This is a genomic window from Caloramator sp. E03 (assembly GCF_006016075.1).
In the GTDB taxonomy this organism is placed as follows: domain Bacteria; phylum Bacillota; class Clostridia; order Clostridiales; family Caloramatoraceae; genus Caloramator_B.
Genome location: NZ_CP040093.1, coordinates 1,207,476 through 1,230,888, shown reverse-complemented (window position 1 = coordinate 1,230,888; position 23,413 = coordinate 1,207,476). Strand labels below are relative to the sequence as shown.

General features: G+C 33.4%; 20 protein-coding genes. 16 read left to right on the top strand and 4 right to left on the bottom strand.

Translation table 11 applies throughout. The features are described 5' to 3' along the window. The first annotated feature begins 1 nt into the window (after window position 1). Both FDN13_RS06140 and FDN13_RS06135 read left to right on the top strand, forming a co-directional pair. Window positions 2-439: a threonine/serine exporter family protein gene (locus FDN13_RS06140; RefSeq protein WP_138979396.1), complete on the top strand. Its 438-nt coding sequence runs from the start codon at window positions 2-4 to the stop codon at window positions 437-439. Window positions 440-893: 454 nt separating this feature from the next. Next, the gene (locus FDN13_RS06135; RefSeq protein ID WP_138979395.1) at window positions 894-1,802 is read left to right on the top strand and encodes a transposase; all 909 of its coding nucleotides are present in this window, start codon (window positions 894-896) and stop codon (window positions 1,800-1,802) included. Between the two features lie 594 nt (window positions 1,803-2,396). Here FDN13_RS06135 and FDN13_RS06130 read toward each other — a convergent pair. From FDN13_RS06130 to FDN13_RS06115, 4 genes are all read right to left on the bottom strand, one after another. Next, on the bottom strand, window positions 2,397-4,226 hold the full coding sequence (locus FDN13_RS06130; protein ID WP_138979394.1) for an extracellular solute-binding protein: 1,830 nt from the start codon (window positions 4,224-4,226) through the stop codon (window positions 2,397-2,399). Window position 4,227: 1 nt separating this feature from the next. Then, on the bottom strand, window positions 4,228-5,076 hold the full coding sequence (locus FDN13_RS06125; RefSeq protein ID WP_138979393.1) for an ABC transporter permease: 849 nt from the start codon (window positions 5,074-5,076) through the stop codon (window positions 4,228-4,230). Beyond that, on the bottom strand, window positions 5,073-6,149 hold the full coding sequence (locus FDN13_RS06120) for an ABC transporter ATP-binding protein (RefSeq protein ID WP_138979392.1): 1,077 nt from the start codon (window positions 6,147-6,149) through the stop codon (window positions 5,073-5,075). Before FDN13_RS06120 ends, FDN13_RS06125 begins: the two co-directional genes overlap by 4 nt. Before the next feature lie 441 nt (window positions 6,150-6,590). Next, complete coding sequence (locus FDN13_RS06115; protein WP_138979391.1) at window positions 6,591-7,142, bottom strand: PadR family transcriptional regulator; 552 nt, start codon at window positions 7,140-7,142, stop codon at window positions 6,591-6,593. Between the two features lie 168 nt (window positions 7,143-7,310). Between FDN13_RS06115 and FDN13_RS06110 the strand changes: the two genes are divergently transcribed. From FDN13_RS06110 to FDN13_RS06045, 14 genes are all read left to right on the top strand, one after another. After that, window positions 7,311-8,564 carry an L-lactate MFS transporter gene (locus tag FDN13_RS06110; RefSeq protein WP_138979390.1) on the top strand — a complete coding sequence of 418 codons (1,254 nt, stop codon included), beginning with the start codon at window positions 7,311-7,313 and terminating at the stop codon, window positions 8,562-8,564. 20 nt (window positions 8,565-8,584) lie between these two features. Then, the gene (locus FDN13_RS06105) at window positions 8,585-10,537 is read left to right on the top strand and encodes an FAD-dependent oxidoreductase (RefSeq protein ID WP_138979389.1); all 1,953 of its coding nucleotides are present in this window, start codon (window positions 8,585-8,587) and stop codon (window positions 10,535-10,537) included. Window positions 10,538-10,776: 239 nt separating this feature from the next. Next, entirely contained in the window at window positions 10,777-12,726 is a 1,950-nt protein-coding gene (locus FDN13_RS06100; RefSeq protein WP_138979388.1) for a hypothetical protein, read from the top strand. A gap of 379 nt (window positions 12,727-13,105) precedes the next feature. Beyond that, complete coding sequence (atoD, locus tag FDN13_RS06095) at window positions 13,106-13,759, top strand: acetate CoA-transferase subunit alpha (RefSeq protein ID WP_138979387.1); 654 nt, start codon at window positions 13,106-13,108, stop codon at window positions 13,757-13,759. Further along, window positions 13,759-14,409, top strand: a complete 651-nt coding sequence (locus FDN13_RS06090) for a 3-oxoacid CoA-transferase subunit B (RefSeq protein ID WP_138979386.1) — start codon at window positions 13,759-13,761, stop codon at window positions 14,407-14,409. The genes atoD and FDN13_RS06090 overlap by 1 nt, the downstream gene beginning before the upstream one ends. Before the next feature lie 53 nt (window positions 14,410-14,462). After that, window positions 14,463-14,801: a cupin domain-containing protein gene (locus tag FDN13_RS06085; protein ID WP_138979385.1), complete on the top strand. Its 339-nt coding sequence runs from the start codon at window positions 14,463-14,465 to the stop codon at window positions 14,799-14,801. A gap of 65 nt (window positions 14,802-14,866) precedes the next feature. Then, window positions 14,867-15,655 carry an SDR family NAD(P)-dependent oxidoreductase gene (locus tag FDN13_RS06080; RefSeq protein ID WP_138979384.1) on the top strand — a complete coding sequence of 263 codons (789 nt, stop codon included), beginning with the start codon at window positions 14,867-14,869 and terminating at the stop codon, window positions 15,653-15,655. A gap of 47 nt (window positions 15,656-15,702) precedes the next feature. Next, window positions 15,703-16,641: a cyclase family protein gene (locus tag FDN13_RS06075; protein ID WP_138979383.1), complete on the top strand. Its 939-nt coding sequence runs from the start codon at window positions 15,703-15,705 to the stop codon at window positions 16,639-16,641. Between the two features lie 85 nt (window positions 16,642-16,726). Further along, entirely contained in the window at window positions 16,727-17,908 is a 1,182-nt protein-coding gene (locus FDN13_RS06070) for an acetyl-CoA C-acetyltransferase (RefSeq protein ID WP_138979382.1), read from the top strand. 23 nt (window positions 17,909-17,931) lie between these two features. Further along, entirely contained in the window at window positions 17,932-18,759 is an 828-nt protein-coding gene (locus FDN13_RS06065; RefSeq protein WP_138979381.1) for a 3-keto-5-aminohexanoate cleavage protein, read from the top strand. A 170-nt stretch (window positions 18,760-18,929) separates the two neighbouring features. Further along, window positions 18,930-19,829, top strand: coding sequence for a LysR substrate-binding domain-containing protein (locus FDN13_RS06060; protein WP_138979380.1), 900 nt, complete (start codon window positions 18,930-18,932; stop codon window positions 19,827-19,829). A gap of 26 nt (window positions 19,830-19,855) precedes the next feature. Then, the gene (locus FDN13_RS06055; protein WP_138979379.1) at window positions 19,856-20,677 is read left to right on the top strand and encodes a DAPG hydrolase family protein; all 822 of its coding nucleotides are present in this window, start codon (window positions 19,856-19,858) and stop codon (window positions 20,675-20,677) included. Window positions 20,678-20,704: 27 nt separating this feature from the next. Further along, the gene (locus FDN13_RS06050) at window positions 20,705-20,932 is read left to right on the top strand and encodes a hypothetical protein (RefSeq protein WP_138979378.1); all 228 of its coding nucleotides are present in this window, start codon (window positions 20,705-20,707) and stop codon (window positions 20,930-20,932) included. A 213-nt stretch (window positions 20,933-21,145) separates the two neighbouring features. Further along, a complete protein-coding gene (locus FDN13_RS06045; RefSeq protein WP_138979377.1) occupies window positions 21,146-23,146 on the top strand; it encodes an FAD-dependent oxidoreductase in 2,001 nt (666 codons plus the stop codon). The last annotated feature ends 267 nt before the right edge of the window (window positions 23,147-23,413 follow it).

The window sequence follows — 23,413 nt, the reverse complement described above, 5'->3', positions numbered from 1 at the left end:
TGTGAGAGATTTTTTATTTGCTTTTTTAGGAAGTTTTTGTGGAGGGATAATTTTTAATATACAGAAAAAAAATCTTGTTTGGGCAGGAGTATGTGGAGGATTAAGTTGGATCACGTATATTTCTATATATAAGTATACAAATGGAGTTGTTTTTTCAACTTTTATAGGTGCAATTGTTGTGGGATTTTATAGTGAAACTATGGCAAGAATATTAAAAACACCTGCTTTTGTATTTTCAATACCAGGCATTTTTCCACTTGTCCCAGGTGCAGGGGCTTATTTTACAGTTTTATATTTAGTAAATAACAATTACAGCAGTGCAGCCGTTAAAGCTGTTGAAACAGTGGCCATTGCAGGGGCAATAGCTTTTGGAATCTTATTTACAACGACCTTGTTTCAATTTGCTTATAAGATAATAGAAAGATATAAACATATATAAAACCTGGAAACTTGGGACAGTGACAGTTACTTATTTTCTATATATCTACATCAATTAAATCTAGGTTTCTCCTCTTGCTTTCTTGGGGGTTACTTGAGGTATTTTGCGGTTTCCCGGTCTTTTCCAGTCTTTCCGGGACGGTTAGTGTGAAAATGTCCATTTACAAAAAAGGAAAAAAGTACAAGCCGAGGGACGGTTACTTATTTCATACACAATATCTGCAAAATTAGGGGTACATGCATAAAATATTTTATCTATTATTTAATATAATAATTAACCGTCCCTACTGTTGCCTTTGACAAGCCTAAAACTTTTTCATGCCGTCGTTGTGGCTACTTTTAGTCATGACCTGTTACTCATTTAAGGTACATTCACACCAATTCTATGAATAAACACACCTCCAACTTGGAAAAATAATACTAAAAATATATTCCAAGTTGGAGGTGTTTTTTTTATGCCAAGAATGGCAAGGCAAAAAAGCTATGACTCTATTTATCATGTTATGGTTAAAAGTATATCCGAAGTTCCCCTCTATAAAGATGATAAAGATAAGATAAAATATCTTGACTACATGAAAAAAGCCCAAGAACAGTTCGAATTTAGAGTTTATTCCTATTGCCTTATGGATAATCATGCTCATTTTATTATAGATGCAAACGGTGCAGATATCTCAAAAATAATGCACTTTATAAACTATAAATATGCCATGTATTTTAATAAAAGGTATGAAAGAAGTGGCCATCTCTTTCAAGACAGGTTCAAAAGCTTAATCGTAAAGGATGATAGATACCTCTTTGCCTTAACAGCCTACGTTCACTTTAACGCAACAGACCTAAAAGGCTACGATAAAAATCCACAGGATTACCGCTTTTCATCTTTAGGCATATTCTTAGGGGAAAAGACAGATGAATTTGAACTTATAGATGACAAATTTATATTATCTATGTTTAGCCTAAAGGAAGCTACAGCAAGGGCTATGTACAAAGACTTTGTATTTAAAGTAAAAAGTATTGTTGATGCACAAAGGGAAGAGTTTAAGAAAGAAGGAACAGAGTATAGGAGCATGAGAACAATCCTTGTAAGGGATCTATCCCCTGATAAAATAATAGAATTAATATCACAAAAATTCAACGTAGATAAGCTAATGCTAAGGATAAAGCGGGCAAAGGAGGCAAAGGAAGCGAAGGCAATACTATGCTTTGTGTTAAGAAAGTTTTGTGATTTAAGATGTGCCGATATATGCAGGATACTTGGGAATATGGGGCAATCTAACGTTTCAAAGCTATGTTCCCTTGGGAGGGAGCTTGTAAAGGAAGAGAAATATAGACTATTGCTTAAGGAGATATTAATGATAGAGGCATAGAAAATTTTAAATAAAAAGATAAAAAGTTTAAATAGATAGTAGTCCAATGCAAAATGAAATATATGATTTAAAGTGGACAAGCTTATCAAAATAATAATAAATTTTGTAAATTGAACAAAATTTATCTTATATATAAAGCAATTATTGTGTTTTTTTAGTGAAATAAAATTAATAAGTAACCGTCCTTAGATACGATTGATGAGTAGACCTTCAAATAGATAAGTAACAGGTCATGATTAATGAATAGCCACAACGACGGCATGAAAAAGTTTGTGGTTTTTCAAAGGTAACATAAGGGACGGTTACTTATTATATTAAATAATAGACATAATATTTTATACATGTCCCCCTGATTTTGCAGATATTGTGTATGAAATAAGTAACCGTCCCTTGTCTTGAACTTTTTTCCTTTTTTGTAAATGGACATTTTCACACTAACCGTCCCTTAGCTTGTACCAAAATATTCTACCAAATAATAATAACAACATATCGAGAAAATTCCAAAATTTAAAATTAAAGATAATAAATAACCGTCCCAAAATGAAAAATGTTGGGATTACCCCAACATTTATTGTAGACCTATTTATTTTATTTTTATTGCTTTATTTGAGACCAGATTTTGTCAAAATACTTAATATCATTTCCGATATCTTTAAGGTGTTCTCCTTTTTTAACGGCTTCTTCAGGTGGATATACTGCAATATCATTTAAAATGTCCTGATCTATTATTTTTTGTGCTTCTATATTAGGGTTGGCATAAGGAAAGGCTTTTGATATTTCAGCACTTATTTCAGGATTATATATAAAGTTTATAAATGTTTCTGCAAGCTTTTTCTGCTTTGCACCTTTAGGTATTGTAAAGTTATCTTGTTGTAGGAAAAGTCCTTCTTTAGGAATTACAACCTTAAGGTTTTTATTTTCTTTCTTTGCAAGATAAGCCTCTGCGCCCCATACATACCCAATCTTTGCCTCTCCATTAATTAATAGAGTCTTTGGACTGTCAGAATCATAAGCTTTAATATTAGTCTTAAGTTTTATTAGGTCATTTTTTGCTTTTTCAAGATGCTCTGGATCTGTGTCATTTATTGAATATCCATTTTTTTGAAGAGCCATGCCTATAATTGCTCTTTCATCATCCAAAAGTACAATACTATTTTTAAATGCAGGGTTCCAAAGATCATTAAATCCAGTTATATTTCCCTTAATCTTTGAAGTATCATAAACTATACAAGCATCTCCCCACATATAAGGAACGCTGTATACATTTCCTTTATCGAATTCAAGGTTTAAAAAAGAAGAACCTATATTAGAAAGATTTGGTATATTATCCTTATCAATAGGTTGAATAAGGTCTTGTTTAACAAGTATGTCAACCATATAGTCCGATGCTACAACAAGGTCATAAGCTGAACCACCTGCCATTATTTTTGCAAGCATTTCTTCATTTGAAGAGAAAGTAGAGTAATTGACTTTTACGTTGTAGGTCTGCTCAAATTTATCTATTACAGATTGAGGAAGGTATTCAGACCAGTTAAAAATATTAAGAACAAGTGGCTCTGAATTTGCTTTATCTGCTGCAATGTTTAATCCAGCAGATGTAGTAATTGCTATTATAACAAGGCTTACTAAAATTGTTTTTATCTTTTTACTTTTTAAATTTTTATTTTTAATTGTTTCTGCAATAATAACAAATATAATACTAAAAAGCATCATTATTGTTGAAAGAGCATTTATTTCAGGTGTTACTCCAAATTTTACCATAGAGAATACTTTAAGGGGCAAAGTAGTTGATGATGGTCCAGCTGTAAAAAAGCTTATAATAACGTCGTCAAGGGATAGTGTAAATGCAAGGAGTCCCCCTGAAATAATTCCCGGCATAATTAAAGGAAGAGTAACTTTAAAAAAAGTTTCTCTTGGTGTGGCTCCAAGATCCATTGATGCCTCCTCAAGAGACTTGTCAAATCCATCAAGTCTTGATTTTACAACAATAACAACATATGATATTGAAAAAGTTATATGAGCAATTATTAAAGTTAAAAGCCCAAGAGGAAGCTTTATTTGAGAAAAAAATGCTAATAATGCAATACCAAAAACAATTTCAGGTATTACAACAGGTATATAAAGAAAACTTTCAATAAATTTTTTACCCTTAAAAGAATATCTATACAGTCCAACTGCAGTTAATGTGCCTATTACAATTGAAAACATTGTACTAACAAATGCAATCAAAAGAGTATTTTTCATTGCATTTAAAATTGCTGCATCATGGAATAGGTTTACATACCATTTTGTTGTAAATCCTGTCCATACTGAATTCAATTTTGAGTTATTAAAGGAATACATAACGAGTATAAATATAGGAAGATACAAAAAAGTATAAATTAATATACTGTATAGGATGCTCCATATATTCATTTTTTTCATCTTAGAATACCTCACTATCTATTTTTTCGCCTTTTAGTCTCATTATGCCTATTATAATAAGCATTAGCATAATAAGCAGAACAGATATTGCCATTCCAAATGGCCAATCTCTTGCAGCAAGGAATTGATTTTTAATAAGGTTACTCAAAAGAATGATTTTGCTTCCGCCCATTAAATCAGGTATGAAAAATAACCCTAATGTAGGGACAAAAACAAGAAGACAGCCAGCAAATATTCCAGATTTAGTTAGAGGTAATGTTATCTTTAAAAATGTTTTAATTGGTGAGGCATATAGATCTTTAGCTGCTTCAATCAGTGTATTATCTAACTTTTCAACCGAAGCATATATAGGGAGTACCATAAATGGAAACATTATATAAAGCATTCCAACTAATACAGCACCATTATTATAAAGCAGCTGAAGAGGTTTATTTATTATACCCATCATCATAAGGTATGAATTTAATACACCTTCAGTACGAAGAAGTATTATCCATGCATAAGTTCTAACAAGGGAGTTAGTCCAAAATGGAAGAATTATTAACATAAGAAGTATTGCCCTAAACTTCTTTGGAGATCTTCCAATTATATATGCAAATGGGTAACCTAATAATAAACATGATATAGTAGTCATTAAAGATATAACCAGGGAATTCCAAAATATTTTTAAATACATTGGATCAATCAATCTTATATAGTTATCCAATGTAATATTAAATTGTATGCCCCCATATTGTCCACGTGTTAAAAAGCTTACTGAAACAACAAGAAACAAAGGTATTAAGAAAAATGCAAACATCCATACTAATACAGGAGAGAGAATTAAAAATGCAGAAAATTTTTTCTTCATTGTAAAACCACCACACAATCTGAATTCCAAGTAATATAGGCAGTATTACCGAATTTGTTAAAATCGTAAGCATCTTCAACGTGTTCGCATACAATAATTTCTTTTTCATAAGGTGTGGTTACAATTGTTTTAATAACTGAACCTATATATATTCTCTCTTTAAGCTTAATTTTAATATGTGGCATATCATTTTCACATTTATTCTTAAACTTTAATCTTTCGGGCCTAATAGAAATATAAACTTCTTCACCATTTCTAAAAGGGCATTCTTTTACATGTATCTTATCTCCTGATACATCTATTATTGTTTCTGATTCTTTTTTATCAAAAATTACGCCTTTAAAAAGATTTGTTTCCCCAATAAAATTAGCAACAAACCTTGTCTTTGGTTTTTCGTATATTTCATCAGGAGTACCTATTTGTTCAAGATTACCATTGTTCATTATTGCAATTCTATCTGACATTGTAAGAGCTTCTTCTTGATCGTGAGTTACAAAAATAAATGTTATTCCAAGTTCTCTTTGAAGATGTTTAAGCTCAATCTGCATTTCCTTTCTCAACTTTAAATCAAGTGCTGAAAGAGGTTCATCAAGAAGTAAAACTTTTGGATTATTAACTATAGCCCTTGCTAATGCAACTCTTTGCTTTTGGCCACCAGATAGTTCAGAGGGCATTCTGTTTTCATATCCATCAAGCTTTACAAGGTGAAGAATATTATTAACTTTCATTTCTATTTCGTTTTTAGGCACTTTCTTTATCTTAAGCCCGAAGGCAACATTTTCAAATACATTCATGTGTGGAAACAGTGCATAATTTTGGAATACAGTATTAACATTTCTCCTATAAGGGGGTACTTTAGAGACATCATCTCCATCAATAATAATTTTACCGTTAGTTGGTTCCTCAAGACCTGCAATCATTCTAAGGGTTGTTGTTTTTCCACAACCACTTGGACCAAGTAATGTTAAAAATTCTCCCTGATTTATATCCATTGTTAAGCCGTTTACAGCAGCAGCTTCCTGCCCTCCATAATCTTTAACTACATTTTCAAGACGAACCATTATTTTGCTCATTGAACTTCCTCCCTTGAATATTTTTTATTTTTTAGTCTAATTGGAAAATAGTAAAATCATATAAAATATACTACGATTATTATAACTATACAATAGTTTTTTTGAATTTTTTTATTAAATTTTATCAAAAAATTGATTTATAAATTATTAATCATTACAATCCTAATTTATTATTAGATTACTCAATTTTCCTTAAATTTGTTCATTATTTGAATATAATTTCAATAAATTTATTGCGATAAAATTAATATATTTTCATAATTATTAAATATTCTTGAAAAAATTAAAAAATCAAACCAAAGTTAAAAAGCTTTTGAATTAAATAAAGCCTACTTACTGATTAGCATACTAATTATCAGTAAGTAGGCTTTGTTATATTTTATATTAATAGAGTAAAGTATTTATTTAAAAATAAGAGGATTTTAGTGAGAACTATAAAAACTATTTTTCATCAGAACCATTTTGACAAAGAGAAATACATTTCTTTAACCATCGTATAGTGGTTTCTTCTCTCATAATAGCACTATCTAAAACTAAATAATCCCCAAAAGCATCACTATCAATAGGCGGAACTGTATTATAGCGCTTCATCTCATCTGACAAAAAAGCAAGCCTCTCTTCATGTTGAGATAGCTGATGCTTTAAAAGGCGAATCCTTGTTTCTACGTCTAAGTTATTGCAAAAGTACATTCTAAGGCGAAAAACGTCCTTTGGAGTTGGCCCCATAGGTTCATCCTTATTAAGCCATCTTAAAAATTCTTTTCTGCCTTTTTCAGTAATTGTATAAACCTTTTTTTCTAACACATCACCGCTTATCTCAATATTATAAACTACTAGTTTTTCATCTAATAATCTCTTTAATTCTGGATATATCTGGCTGTGATTTGCACTCCAGAAATTACCTATTTGACTACTGAATTCCTTGCTCAAATCATAACCAGACATAGGCTTTCTATTCAATAATCCTAAAATTGCATATTTTAAAGCTCTCAATAAAATCACCTCTTTTTTTGCTACTTAACTTATTATATCATTGTTTTTTTAATTTACAACGTGTCTATATTTGAATTTATTTAAAACATGATGTATTAAACATGTATATATTGACATGTATAATACATTGTGATAAAATTAACACATAAAAAATAAGGGGGAATGGTTATGAAGCTAACAAGTAAAAGATGGATCATTTTAATCGCAAGCTGTTTTATCAATCTATGTATTGGCTCAATATATGCCTGGAGTGTATTTGCAGCTCCTATGGCAAAGTATTTGAGCGGTGTTACTGGACAAAACTTAACTCCAGGTGCTTTAGCCATTGTATTTACAGTTGCTAATTCAGTAGGACCTATTACTATGATTTCAGGTGGAAGAATAAACGACTTATTTGGACCAAAGAAAGTTATATTTGTAGGTGGTATACTCTTTGGTGGAGGAATGATATTATCAGGATTTGCTAAAAGTTTAGGATTTTTAACACTTGCCTATGGCATAATAACTGGCCTTGGAATAGGAATGATTTATGGATGTACAATAAGCAATTCAGTAAAATTTTTCCCAGACAAAAGAGGTTTGGTCGGTGGGATCACTACAGCAGCTTATGGATTCAGCTCAGTATTAGTACCTCCAATTGCTAATATTTTAATTAACAATGTTGGAGTAACATCAGCATTTAAGATAATAGGAATAGCGTTCCTTATTATAGTGTGTGTATCTTCATTTTTTATTGAAAAATGTCCTGTGAACTTTGTTCCAGATGGCTGGACACCACCAGTCCAAAGTCAAAGCAAGGCAGGTTCAAATGATAGGGATTGGAAGGGCATGCTTTCAAGTCCAATATTTTATATAATGATTTCTATGCTCATTTGTGGAGCCTTTGCTGGTTTAATGTGTACTTCCCAGGCATCACCTATAGCACAGAAAATGATTGGAATGTCAACTGCAGCAGCAACAACAGTAGTATCAGTATTAGCTCTGTTTAATACTGCAGGCCGTATTGTTGCAGGATATATTTCAGATAAGATAGGAAGAGTTAATACATTAGCAGCAGCCTTTGTTTTTTCAATTGTAGGACTTATATTATTATATCTATCTGGACAGGGAGATGTTGCTCAGTTCTGTATAGGAATTTCAATTTTAGGAGTATGCTTTGGATCATTAATGGGAGTATTTCCAGGATTTACAGCAGACCAATTCGGTCCTAAAAACAACAGTGTTAACTATGGAATAATGTTTATAGGGTTTGCTTTAGCAGGCTATTTTGGACCAACTGTAATGAAGAACGTATATGCAGCAGATAACAGCTATCAAAGAGCATTTTTAATAGCAGCAGCCCTTGGAATTGCAGGGTTTATATTAACATTTGTTTATCGCTTTGTTAATCAAAAAGAGAAGAATTGCAATATAGCAGCATAAAAATTAAGGGGGATTAAAATATGGAAAGAAAATATCCTAACTTGTGTAAACCGATTAAAATAGGAAATGTTTATTTTAGAAATAGAATGTTTTCAGCTCCTATGGGTGGAACAGATATAACTGCTGACTGTACTATTGGACGAGCATCTACTGCCTTTTATGAATTAAGAGCAAAAGGAGGTGCTGCAGCAGTTACTGTAAGTGAATGTATGGTTCATCCTGAAACTGATGGTTCTCATGCATTCCATTTAGATTTAAAAACAGTAGGTTCACTTTCAAGTTTTACTTATACTGCAGATGCTATACGCCGCCATGGTGCAATTGCCAGCGTAGAGCTCTCACATTCAGGACAGTATGCAGGAACTTACTTAACTGATAAAGATAAAAAACGTGGACTTGCACAGTGGGGTCCAAGTGCAGGAGTACGTCCTGATGGTCTTGAAGTTAAGGAATTAACTGAAGAAATGATAGCTGATATTGTAGAGGCTTACGGAAAATGTGCTGCCCTTGCTAAAAGAGCAGGATTTGAAATGGTTATGGTTCATGGAGGACATGGCTGGCTAATAAATCAGTTCTTATCACCATATTTTAATAAAAGAAAAGATAAGTATGGCGGTTCTCTTGAAAACAGAGTACGTTTTGCTCAAGAAGTTCTCGATAGCATACGTAAGGCTGTAGGACCTGGATTCCCAATTGAATTTAGAATGAGTGGTTCAGAGCTTTTTGAAGGTGGCTATGATCTTGAGGAAGGTATTCAAATAGCTAAGTTGTTAGAATCAAGGGTAGATTTACTTCATGTATCTGCAGGAACATACCAAAGAGGATTTGCAATAACCCATCCTTCAATGTTTGTACCTCATGGTTGCAATGTTTATCTTGCAGCAGAAATTAAAAAGCATGTAAGCATACCAGTTGCAACAATTGGTGCATTAAATGATCCTGAAATGATGGAAGAAATTATAGCAAGTGGTAAAGCTGATGTTGTTGAAATGGCACGTGCTCTTTTAGCTGACCCTGAGCTTCCAAATAAGGTTATGAGCAACAGGGATAAGGATATTGTAAAATGTTTAAGATGTTTTACTTGTATGGCAGAGCGTGCTACAACATCAACAAGAAGATGTACAGTTAATCCGTTAATAGGCCGTGAATTAGACGGTACAGAGATTATACCTGTAGCAAAACCACGTAAGGTTTTAGTAGCTGGTGGAGGACCAGGAGGATTAGAAGCTGCTATAACAGCTGCAAAGAGAGGGCATAAGGTAATACTTTGCGAAAAGTCTAATGAATTGGGAGGAATATTAAAAGGAGAAAGAGCGATTCCATTTAAATATGAAATGTATGAATTAGGAGTTACTCTGGCAAAACTAGCAAAGGATGCTGGAGTTGAAATCAGGTTAAATACAACTGTAACAAAAGAGTATGTAGAAAAAGAAAATGTTGATGCACTTATTATAGCAGTAGGATCTGAACCAATTATTCCACAAATTCCTGGTTTGGATGGAGACAATGTAATAGTTGTTAATAACTATTACTTAGAAAAGGATAAGGTTACAGATGATGTAGTAGTTCTTGGTGGAGGACTTGCAGGATGTGAAGCTGCAATTCATCTTGCAAGGGAAGGAAAGACTGTTCATTTAGTAGAAATGAGAGAAGAATTGGCAATTGATGCAAACATAAGACACCGTCCGATTCTATTAAATGAGATAGAAAAGAGCAATATAAATGTTCATACAGGATATAAGGGAATTCGAGTAACAAAAGAAGGTGTTGTATGTGTTGATGCAAATGGAGAAGAGCATCTTGTTCCTGGAAGTTCTGTAATTTGTGCATTAGGACAAAGACCAAGAAGAGAAATAGTAGAAGAGCTTCTTGATAGTGCACCTTATGTAGCACAAATAGGTGACTGCGTAAAGGCTTCTACTATAACAACTGCTATATACCAAGGATATCATGCAGCACTTGATATAAGATAAAAAACACATAAAGAAGGGAGGCATTTGCTTCCCTTTATTTATTTTGTATTATTTTTCTCTTAGAGTTCTTTATCTTAAGGTATGCTATGTTAAAAAGCTTTTAGCTTCAATTGTAATTGTATAATATTGTATATTATAACAATTAATACATTAACTCTTTAGAGTTTATCACGATGATATTTGAGTTAATATATGGTAAATTATATTTACCATATATTAACATAGAAGGGGGAAAAAATATGAACTTTAAGAAAAGACTCAAATGTTATGCATCAATTCTTGCTGTTGTTATTTCAATTATGACAACAGTTTCTTCTACGGTTTTTGCCGAAACAATAACAAATATTTCAGAGGACATACTAAATGCCAAATCTTCTAAGACTATAACAGTCCCTGCATATTCTAGTTATACAGTTTCTACTACTACAAAACTTTCAAAATTAATTATTGAACAGGGTGCTTCCATTACAGCTCCTGATGGTTATAGTGTTACATTAACTGTTAATGGAATAGGTAAAGAGATAAAACCAGGAACATATACTGGTAATGTTGTGTTAAATGTTACAAAACAAAACGTAGTTGAATATAAAAATGGCAATTTAACACATTATTTTAAACAGGCATTATATGTAGATTCAAATGGAGTTGCAAAGGACAAATCAGTTTTAGCAATGATTACCCAAGGAAAAGTTACAAATAATTCTGCTGAGAATATTAAGATTACTTCAGAGGAACAAAATTTCAATGGTATTTATGTATCTGGAGGTAGTTATAGCATAAATGGTGCTAAGATAGATTTAACTGGTAATGGAGGCAATGACTTTGCAGGTTATGGTGCTGCTATTATGTCTACTGGGGAGGGTACTAAACTTGTAGTAGACAATTCTGAGATTTACACTCATGGAGCAATTCGTCCTGCTATCATTGCAGCAGGTGGCAGCAATATGATTGTAAAGAATTCAAAAATATCTACTCAAAATGGTATACTCCCATCAAACTACATACCTAATGTGCAGCTTGGATTAATGAAAACAGCACCATGGATGCTGGGTATTATTGGAAACTGCCGTGCTACTAATGTATTAGGTGAAAATACAACTTCAACTTATATCAACTCTTCTATATCTGCTGAAGGATGGGGAGTCCTTTCCACTGATGACTGCAGGAATATAAAGCTTACTGCAATTAATAGTGATATTTCAATAACTGGTGAAAGCGGATATGGAGCTTATTCAATTGGTGACGGTGTTGATTCCTTCTATGGCTCAAAAATTACAGTTCCAGATTATGCTTTGATTATTACAGGAGGAAATGGTGTTTTCGCAGCTAGTACACGTGAAAATATAAATATGCTTAACAAAACTCTTAATCTTGGACTTACTTCAAAGGAATTGAATTCAATAAAAGAAAAACAGACAATTGTAAAATCAGGACGTTTTGGTGTAATGTGGCATGGAAATGGTTCATTAAAGATTACTGATGGTACAATTTTTGATACTAGAAAAACATTATTATTAGTTAAAGGTGCTTCTGCTAATATAGATGTTGATGGTTCAAAAGGTGCTCAGCTAAAATCAGGTAATGGGATTATTCTTCAGCTAATGGATAATGATGATCCAGGCCCTGTCATGGTTAATGGTATGATGTTAAATATAGGCGTATATAAAGAACCAACAGAACCAGCAACTGAGGATACAACCCATAATAAGACTGTTATAACAGAAGGAAAGGATACTATTGCTAAGTTTTCAAACATAGAATTAAATGGTGATTTTTATAATTCTACTCGTGGAGGTACTGTAAAAAATATATTTACAGGAATGGAAGAAAGTTCATCAAAAAATCTTTACTTAAAGTTTGATAATTCAAAAATAACAGGTGTAATTTCTTCATCTACAGCTAAGCATGCAAAAGATACTATAGATGCAAGGGATTATAAAGAGCTTGGAGAAATTACAAATACACCAAGTGCAGCTGTTAACAATGGAGTTATTGTATCCTTAACTAATGGTTCAACTTGGGTAGTAAAAGGTAAATCTTATTTGACTTCATTAACTATTGAAAATGGTTCTAAAGTTACTGCTCCAGAAGGTTACAAAGTAACTATGACTGTTAATGGTGTTCAAACAGATATAACAGCTGGAACATATACAGGGGAAATTGAGCTTACAGTTACTTCTAATAATTAAATAATTAAAGATAAAATTCTCCGGTGCCTGGCACCGGAGAATTTTTTGCGGGTGGTTACGACTAATACATAAATGAATTAATCAAAATTTTTTTGTATTATTTTTTACAAATATTTATAATCTTTTTCTTCTTGAAATTAAAAATGATACATTTATGAATTAAAAATAATCCAAATAGCTAAAAAATAATAAAATTTTCTTTTATAAAGTTATAACTGATCATACAACTTATTTAAAGAATTTTCAATAAAAATCAAGTAATATCAATATGTAATAAAAAACAAATGGAATATGATAAAAGGAATAACAAAATTGGCACAATAATTGCGAACTATATTATTAGAAATAATGCAACAGTGTAATGGGGGGAGGGTAACTTATGAATAAAATAAGAACTGTTGAAGAGATAATGGATTATATTAAAGACGGAATGACAATTATGATTGGTGGTTTTATGGGTGTTGGAACACCGGAAGAAATAATTGATGCTATGGTTAAAAAGGGAGTAAAAGACTTGACTGTAATTTCAAATGATACTGCATTTCCAAATAAAGGTGTAGGAAAGCTAATTGTAAATAAACAGATTAAAAAGGTAATTACATCCCATATAGGATTAAACCCTGAAACAGGGCGCCAAATGAATAGTGGGGAATTAATAGTAGAGTTAGTTCCACAGGGAACTTTGGTTGAGAGGATTAGATGTGGTGGTGCAGGTTTAGGGGGTGTATTGACTAAAACTGGACTTGGTACTTTGGTAGAAGAGGGAAAAAGAAAGATAGAAATTAATGGTGAGGAATATCTTTTAGAACTGCCTTTAAGGGCTGATGTTGCATTAATAGGTGCTTCGATTGCAGACAAGCAGGGAAATGTATTTTATAATGCTTCAACTAGGAACTTTAATCCTGTTATGGCAACTGCAGCTGATATAGTTATAGCCGGGGCAGAGAAAATCGTTGAAATTGGAGAACTTGATCCTAATCATGTGATGACTCCTGGCATATTTGTTGATTACATCGTTGGAGGTGAAAACTAATGGACGGAAAAGAATTAATAGCAAGAAGGATTGCTAAGGAACTTAAAGATGGAGATGTAGTTAATTTAGGTATTGGTCTTCCTACTTTAGTAGCTAATTATATACCTGAAGGTGTTAATATAATACTTCAATCTGAAAATGGCTTTGTAGGACTAGGTCCTGCTCCTGAGCCGGGAAAGGAAAATAAAGATATAGTTAATGCTGGAGGCCAGTACGTTACTGTAAATAAAGGGGCAGCTTTTTTTGATAGTGCAACCTCTTTTGGCATCATAAGAGGTGGACATGTAGATATAACGGTTTTAGGTGCTTTAGAAGTAGATGAAAAAGGAAATCTGGCTAATTATATGATACCAGGCAAAATGGTTCCAGGAATGGGTGGGGCAATGGATTTAGTAAGTGGTGCTAAAAAAGTAATAGTAGCTATGACTCATACTGCTAAAGGAGAACCAAAGATATTAAAAAGATGTTCATTACCTCTTACTGCTGTAGGAAAGGTTAATCTTATAGTAACAGACTTAGCGGTTATTGAAGTTACTAAAGAGGGCCTGCTACTAAAAGAAATTGCACCTAATGTTTGCGTTGAAGATGTTGTAAAGGCAACAAATGCAGATTTGATTATTGATAGTAATTTAAAAGTTATGGAATTGTAAATTAATAATTAAACATTTTAATAATTAAATTCTATTAAAAGGAGGTGAAGCAGATGAAAAAAGTTGAATTTAAAGATGTAAAACCTTATAAGGCTCCAAAACATTTTGACTGCTCAACATTAAGGCTTCAAGGAAAAGATGAAACAGGAATAACAAAGTTTTGGATGGGAGTAACTCACTTCTTGCCAGGTGGTGGTGCTGAATATGCTTATGAAGATTCACCAACTGAAAAAGTTTATGTTGTTTTGGAGGGAGAAGTTACAGTTAAATCTAAAACTGAAACTATTGTATTAAGAAAATATGATTCTTTATTCATACCTCCCTTTGAAGGAAGAGAAATAATTAATGAAACTAATATGCCAGCTACAATGTTAGTTGTGGTTAATTATTAAATTAACAATTTTTAATTATAAGGTAAGAACCTATTTTAAATTAGATAATATAGGGAGAGAATATCATGTTTGAAAAAGAATTTGTAAATAATTTGTTTGATGTTAAAGGAAAAGTTGCACTTATTACTGGTGCTACAGGGGCTTTGGGAAGGGCCATATCTTTTGGATATGGGTATGCAGGCATGAAAGTTTTTGTTACAGGACGTAGTGATGAAAAATGTAAGGCTCTTTGTGCTGAATTAGAAGAAAAAGGCATTGAATGTGGTTATTCAGTAGGAGATCCAGCAGTAGAAGAAGATGTTATAAAGGTAGTTAAAGATGCAGTTGCAAAATTTGGAGAAATAAATGTTTTGGTAACAGCAGCAGGGTATAATCACCCACAGCCAATTGTAGAACAAGAATTGTCTGAATGGCAAAAAATAATGTCATCAGATGTACAAGGCACTTGGCTTTACTGCAAATATGTAGGGCAACAGATGATTAATCAAGGAAAAGGTGGAAAAGTTATATTAGTATCTTCTGCCCGTTCAAAGATGGGCATGGCTGGCTATACAGGATACTGCACAGCAAAGGCTGGTATTGATCTTATGGCTCAATGCCTTGCATGTGAGTGGTCAGCTAAATATAAAATCAATGTTAATACAATTAATCCAACAGTATTCCGTTCAGATTTAACTGAATGGATGTTTGATCCAGAAAGTGCAGTTTATAAAAACTTCTTAAAGCGTCTACCAATTGGCCGCCTTGGCGAACCTGAAGATTTTGTAGGGCCATGTATATTCCTTGCTTCAAGTGCAAGCGACTTTATGACAGGCGCTAACATTGCCGTTGATGGCGGATATTGGGCTAATTAATTTTTGAAAATATATTATTTTTAAATAGATTATAGGAGGAAAAATAAATGGGGAAAAAGGTATTAGTAGATTTAACACATCCATTTCATGCGGACATACCTGTATGGCCGTATTTTGCAAAACCAAAAATTGATACTATGCACAACCTTGCAAAAAGCGGTGTATTAACTCAAAAAATAGATGTTGTTATGCATTGTGGTACTCATGCAGATGCACCACGCCATGTTATGGAATATGAGTTTGATGGAAGGCGTGCACGCTATACCCATGAAATGCCTGTAGATGCATACTATGGAGATGCAGTATGCTTAGATATTAAAGTAGAGCGATGGGGGCTTATTAAAGCTTCTCACCTTGAAGATGCCTGCAAGCGTGCAAACATTAAACCTGAAGAACTAAAAGGTATGGTTGTTTGCTTGAGAACAGGTATGCACTTAAAATTTGATGATACAAAGGAATATTATCATTATTCATGTGGTACTGGAAGGGAAGCAGGAGAATGGTTTGCAAAGTATAAACCAAAATGTGTAGCTATGGATATGCAGGCCCTTGACCATCCACTTCATACAACAATGGGTAAAAATGGTGGAAACCTTGCAATGAATCTCATTGGCTATTCAGGAAAACCAATTACTGAAGAATATATTGAGCAGTTTGGTATGGAGGCTTATGCTGAATTTGAAAAGGAAGCATATATTAAAACTTTTGGGCTTGAAAAGTACATGGAAGCCTATGGTAAACTTGAAAGGCATGGTCTTGAAGGAACTTGGGAGCCATGCCATAAGCTAATGCTAGGTAATGGTATAGTAGGTATTGAAAATTTAGGCGGAGATCTTGATAAAGTTGTAGGAAAGCGTTTTAAATTTATGGCATTCCCAATTCGTTGGTGGCTTGGAGATGGATCTATGGTACGCTGCGTTGCTGAAATTGATGAAGATGATTTAAATCCAGTACCAGATAGAGTTTATAGATTTGGTGCATTTTAATCGTTATTTGATGCAGCAGCTTTAAATTAATGAGGATATTCTTAAATAGAGTATCCTCAAAATTTAATTGAAGGGGGAATCCTTAATGAAGGAAGTAGTTATAGCCTCTGCTGTAAGAACTGCTATAGGCAGCTTTGGTGGAAGTTTATCATCACTTTCAGCTGTTGAGCTTGGAAGGATTGCAGCAGAAGAAGCAATAAAGAGGGCAGGAATTAATAAAGATGATATAGAGGAAGTTGTTATTGGAAATGTATTATCAGCAGGGCTTGGTCAGAATGTAGCAAGACAAGTTGCTATAACAGCAGGTTTAAAAGAAGAAATTCCTGCTTTAAGTATAAATATGGTTTGTGGTTCGGGACTTAGGGCTGTTAGCCTGGCAGCACAGATGATAATGTCAGAAGAGGCAGATATAATACTTGCTGGTGGTACAGAAAGTATGAGCAATGCACCTTATCTTTTGCCAAAGGCAAGATGGGGATATCGTATGGGTAATGGTGAGCTAATAGATTCTATGATTAACGACGGGTTATGGGATATTTTTAATAATTATCACATGGGAGTAACTGCAGAAAATATTGCAGAAAAGTACGGTATTACAAGAGAAGAACAGGATAATTTTGCTGTTGAGAGTCAAAGAAGGGCAGAAGAAGCAATAAAAGCAGGTCGCTTTAAAGAGGAGATTGTGCCAGTTGAGATACCACAGAAAAAAGGTGATGTATTAGTTGTAGATACAGATGAATATCCAAGGTTTGGTACTACTTATGATAAGCTTCAAAAGCTAAAACCTGCTTTTAAAAAAGATGGGACGGTAACTGCAGGAAATGCTTCAGGTATTAACGATGGAGCTGCGATGCTAATTGTTATGTCAAAGGAAAAAGCAAAGGAGCTTGGTATAAAGCCTTTAGCAACTATTAAATCCTTTGCATCAATGGGAGTAGATCCTGCGTTGATGGGATACGGCCCGGTACCAGCTACTAAAAAGGCTTTAGAAAAGGCTGGGCTTAAGGTTTCGGATATTGATTTGGTAGAAGCAAATGAAGCTTTTGCAGCCCAGGCTATATCGGTGATAAGAGGTTTAGAGCTTGATCCATTAAAGGTTAATGTTAATGGTGGTGCTATTGCATTAGGGCATCCTATTGGAGCATCAGGAGCCAGAATTTTAACAAGCCTACTATATGAGATGAAAAGAAGAGACTCTAAAAAAGGTTTGGCAACTTTATGTATAGGTGGCGGTATGGGAACTGCTGTTATAGTTGAAAGGGAATAATTTTAATAGAAAGAGGCGATTTAATGGAAAATAAAGTAATATTAACAGTTGCAACAACAGGTGCATGGCCTTCAAAGCAGGATACACCTTATATACCTTTAACCCCTGAGGAAATAGCTGATGAAGTGTATGCTTGCTATAAAGCAGGTGCTTCTATTGCGCATATACATGTTAGAGATGATGAAGGAAAGGCTTCTATGAGCTTTGAGAAGTTTGAAAAGACAGTAAAGCTCATAAGAGAAAGATGCGATATAGTATTGAATCTAACAACCTCTGGAGGTATAGGCCTTACAGATGAAATAAGAATGAAACCTTTTATAGAGTTAAAACCAGAACTTGCTTCTTATGACTGTGGAAGTATGAACTGGATGCATACAACTGTATTTGAAAACAGCCCTAAGTTTTTGGAAAAATTAGGCCTTGCAATGCAGGAGAATAATGTAAAGCCTGAAATCGAAATTTTTGATGCAGGCATGGTTTATAATGCATTGTATTATTTGAAAAAAGGAGTTTTAAAAGCACCACTTCATTTCCAGTTTGTATTAGGTGCTCCTGGAGGTATGGCTGCAACAGTAGAAAATCTGGTATTTCTTAAAAATTTAATTCCAGAAGGTTCTACCTGGAGTGCTTTAGGGATAGGAAAAAATCATCTTCCAATTTTATATGCAACACTTGCTCTTGGGGGAAATGTAAGGGTAGGTATGGAAGACAATATTTATTATGCTCCTAAGCAGCTTGCAAAATCTAATGTTGAATTTGTAGAAAGAACGAAAAGAATAGTAAAAGAGATGGGTAAGGAACTTGCAACACCAGATGAGGCAAGGGCTATTTTAGGGCTTAAAAACTGTTAAGTATATTAAAAAATTGGAGTAGCAATCATAAATAGTCATAAATAAAGTTATTTCTTGCTGCTCCTTCATGTACTTTTTTATATTAGAATATTTTTAATGATCATTAAAGATGATATACTCAAACTATGCAATTAATTTATACCATATAATTGCATAGGGGGTAGATTATTTTGAATTTTGCAAAAATAACTTTACTTCAAATTGAATATTTTTTAGCGGTAGCTAAATATTTAAATTTTACAGAAGCTGCTAAAAGCCTATATATTTCTCAACCATCGCTTAGCAAACAAATAGCTCTACTTGAGCAGGAAATAGGTACCCCTCTTTTTTTGAGAGGAAAAAGAAATGTTCATTTAACTCCTGCAGGGGAAGTTCTTTTTAAAGAACTTAGAGGTATTAAAGAAGGTATAGAGAATGCAATAGATAAGTGTAGGCAGGCTGGATTAGGTGAAAACTGTACTATGACTATAGCATGTTTGGATGCTATGGATACAGCAATGTTTTTACCAGAAATTATTAAAAGATTTAGAAAACAATATCCTAATATTACTCTTTTTTTTGAGAGGCATACATTTAAAACATTGAGAGAAAAGCTTATAAACGGTTCAATTGATGTTGTATTTACTCTTTCATTTGAAATTGATGATGCGTTAGGAATTTTGTATGAAGAAATTTGTAAGGTAAACAGCAGCATAGTTATGAGCTCACAGCATCCATTAGCTAATCGTGAATATCTAACCCTTGAGGATGTTAGAGGGGAAAACTTTGTGCTTATTACAAGGGATGAATCGCCAAGGGGATTTGATTCTGTTATAAATGTATGCAGAAAGCACGGCTTTACCCCACATATTGTAAAACAGCTTCCAAATGTGGAATCACTCCTTCTTTCTGTGGAGCTTGGCATTGGAATTACACTTTTTGATTCAAGTATAAGGGTTCATAACAAAAATGAGCTTAAATTTTTTAAAATAGAAGATGACATAATAAGCATAGTAATGGCATGGAGAAAAGAGAATTTAAATCCGGCTGTGCCTTTGTTTGTAAATAGTGTACTAAATAAAACATTTTAATAAAAATATAGAAATGAGGAGATTTTATGAAGGAGATAAGGACAGATTTAACACCCCAGGAAAAACAAAAAAGTTATGCTAAATATTTTTATGAGCCAATTGCAGAACCAAATCCTAATCTAATTGAAATTTTAAAAAAAGGACCAATGGATCCAGCTAAAGCTCTAATGCCAGAGGATATAAATAAGCTTCTTGATCCTGGATATCATGAAGTCGAAACTGGCTATTGCATACTTCCAAATGGAGCTGGCTATGTTGCTGTTAACAATAAGTTTCCTGGAGTTACTGTTGATATGATAAACTGGTGGTTTGCATGGCATGCTCTTGAAGACATGAGGTACATGCTGTGGTTTAGAAAGGGTCATTTTGGTATTGAAATAAGTGAGGAAGATAGAAGGATAATACTTGATCCAAACACACCAATGGTTAAAAAGTTCCAGGGAAGAACCCATTATGTAGTTGAGGATACAGGCGGAGGGGTAGAAGACATACAAATATCCTTTTTATCTCCTGAAGAATTAGGTTTTGACATGGATAGATTTAAGCCTCCAGCTGTAGGAACAGTAATTGCAGCAAATGGGGTTTCTCAGCCACGAGCAGGTGGACCAAAGGCACCGGCTATTATGCTTCATTTTGTAAGAGAAATACCTGGAGGGGTAGAATTCCGCTCAAGGTTTTGGATGGGTTACCATATAATAGATAAAAGACCTGTTAAACTCATACCAGATGGAATAAGCATTCCAATTCAGGCACCTATGGGGCTTGCTTTTCATAATGTTGAAGAATATAGCAATTTGGCTGTAATTTTGCCAAGGCTCTATAAAGAGATGGAAGGAAAAATATCCTAAATAAAAATATTAATATGAGGTGATAATATGAGAGTAAAAGAAGCTTTTAAAAATGGTTTGATTAGTGGTATTATCTGCTTTATTATAAGTTTTGCAGTAAACTATTATATAATACCATTTCCAAAGGATGTTATGGCAAACGGTATAGGAAATGGAATAAGTGGCTTAATAAGTGGTTTTATATCAGCTTTTATTACAGTAATGATCATAACTTCCCCCAAAAATAAAGATAATTTTGAAAAGTTAATGCAGTAAAGTAAATAAAAGGAGCTATGAATAGTAGCTCCTTTTATTTTGTCTTTTTGTAATGTATTTTTTAAAGTAAAGTAATTAAAAATTAATTTATAATTTTTAAGAATGATTTCTATTCCTAATATATATTTTACTTTTTTTGGACAGGCTTGTTAAAATAAAAACAAGAATAAGAATAAATATTATGAATATTTAGAAGGAAGAGAGGTTTAGACAATGAGCAAGTACAAACATGTTTTTACGCCAATTACTATAAAAGGGGTGGAATTTAAAAACAGAATTGAAGTTGCTCCTATGGTTCCTTGTATGGCTACTCCAGAGGGATGGGTTACAAAGGAATTGATTGAGTTCTACAGGCCCTTTGCAAAAGGTGGAGCAGCTATAGTTACAGTTGGAGATTCAGCAATCAACTGGCAGCATGCGATGGATCATGAAGGGCAGCTTAATCTTGGTGATGATAATGTAAAAATAGGTTTAGATCATTTAGCAGATGAAATACAAAGATATGGTTCGGTTATATCAATTGAATTAAACCATGGTGGACGTTTTTCAAATTCAATGAACCTTGCAAGCAAAGGACTAAAACCAGTAAGTTCAACACCAAAGCCTGCAGAAATTGATGAGTTTTTCTCAAAACTTCAGGGAAAGACACCAGCAGAAGTTGAAGAAATGAGTATTCCTCTTATAAATAAAACTATTCAGGACTATGCTGATGCTGCCGGCAGGTGTAAAGATAGTGGTTTTAAGATGGTAATGATTCATGGAGCTCATGGGATGCTTCCTGCACAGTTCTTATCCCCTTATGTTAACAGACGACTTGATAGATATGGTGGAAGCTTTGAAAACAGGGCCCGTTTTTGCATTGAATTATTAGATGCTGTTAGAAGAAGAGTCGGGGAGGACTTTATTATTGAATATAGAATAAGTGCAGATGAAATTGTTGAAGGCGGTATGAAGCCTGATGAAGTTATAGAGTTTGTAAAGCTTATAAAGGATAAAATTGATATTCTTCACGTATCAGTAGGAATGCTTCCAAACCCATTTACAATTCAGTATATGATTCAGCCATTATACTTACCATATATGCCTAACATACATTTTGCTGAAGAAATTAAAAAAGCTGTTGGTGATGATTTGTGTGTGGCAGCAGTTGGTTCTGTTATGACATTAGATAATGCAGAGGAGATATTATCAAGAGGAATAGTTGATTTTGTTGCTATGGCAAGGCCCTTTGTAGCTGATCCTGAGTTTATGAGAAAATCCATACAGGGAAGGAAAGAGGATATACGCCCCTGCGTACGCTGCAATACATGCTGCGGAAGGTCAGCTTTCTTTAAAAAAACACGATGTGCAGTTAACCCTGTAAATGGACGCGAAACACAATACCCAGGAGGTAAAATACCAAAGGCTGATGTTAAAAAGAAAGTTGCAATAGTAGGAGGGGGACCTGCAGGAATGCAGGCAGCACTAACGGCTGCTCAGAGAGGTCATGAAGTAATACTCTATGAAAAAGAAGATAGGCTTGGAGGAACACTTAATCATGCCGTTGGACTTGAATTTAAGAAAGATTTAAAGAATTATTTAGATTGGATTGTTAATCAGACTTTAAAATGTGGGGCAAAAATAATGCTTAATACAGAAGTTACAGCTGAAACTATTAAGAAAGAAAATTTTGATGCATTAATCATAGCAGTAGGGTCTGTTCCATTTATACCCAATGTTCCAGGAATAGATAAAAGCCATGTTCATTGGGCTGGAGATGTAGACAGTGGAAAGGTAGAAGTAGGGCAAAAGGTTGTAGTTGTAGGTGGAGGATTAACTGGTGCAGAGTCAGCTTTGGCCCTTGCTATGAAGGGTAAGGATGTTACTTTAATAGAAATGATGGGCCCAGAGGCACTATTAAACGGGTCTTCCTTAATAAACAGATTTTCACTTCAAACTTTGCTTGCTAAATATGGAGTAAAAATTGTTACGAATACAAAATTAGAGGAGGTTACCGATAAGGGTATCAAAACTATTAATTCAAAATTCCAGTGGAAGGAATATGAAGCAGATACAGTTGTATTAGCATTAGGCATGAGACCACGAAAAGATAAAGTTGAAGAGCTAAGACATATAATTCCTGAAACTGAAGTCTATATAATCGGAGACTGTAACTATATTGGGAATGTATATTCTGCAGTTCATGCAGGTTTTGATACTGCAGCTGAAATATAAATAATAGGCTAACCAGTTTAAAGCTGGTTAGCCTATTATTTATATTTTGTTTTATCTTGATGTATATAAGGCAGGAAAATAATACAATAAAGAATTAACAATAATACAATTATGTATTACAAAAAAGCATTAAAATTGTTTTAATAAAACATTATTTTAATACAAAATTGAATTAAAATAATGTTCTGTATGAAAATTCTTTTTATTTTAAAAGGTTTCCTGATATAATATTCATAAAGATAATATATAAAAAATTAAGAAAAATCA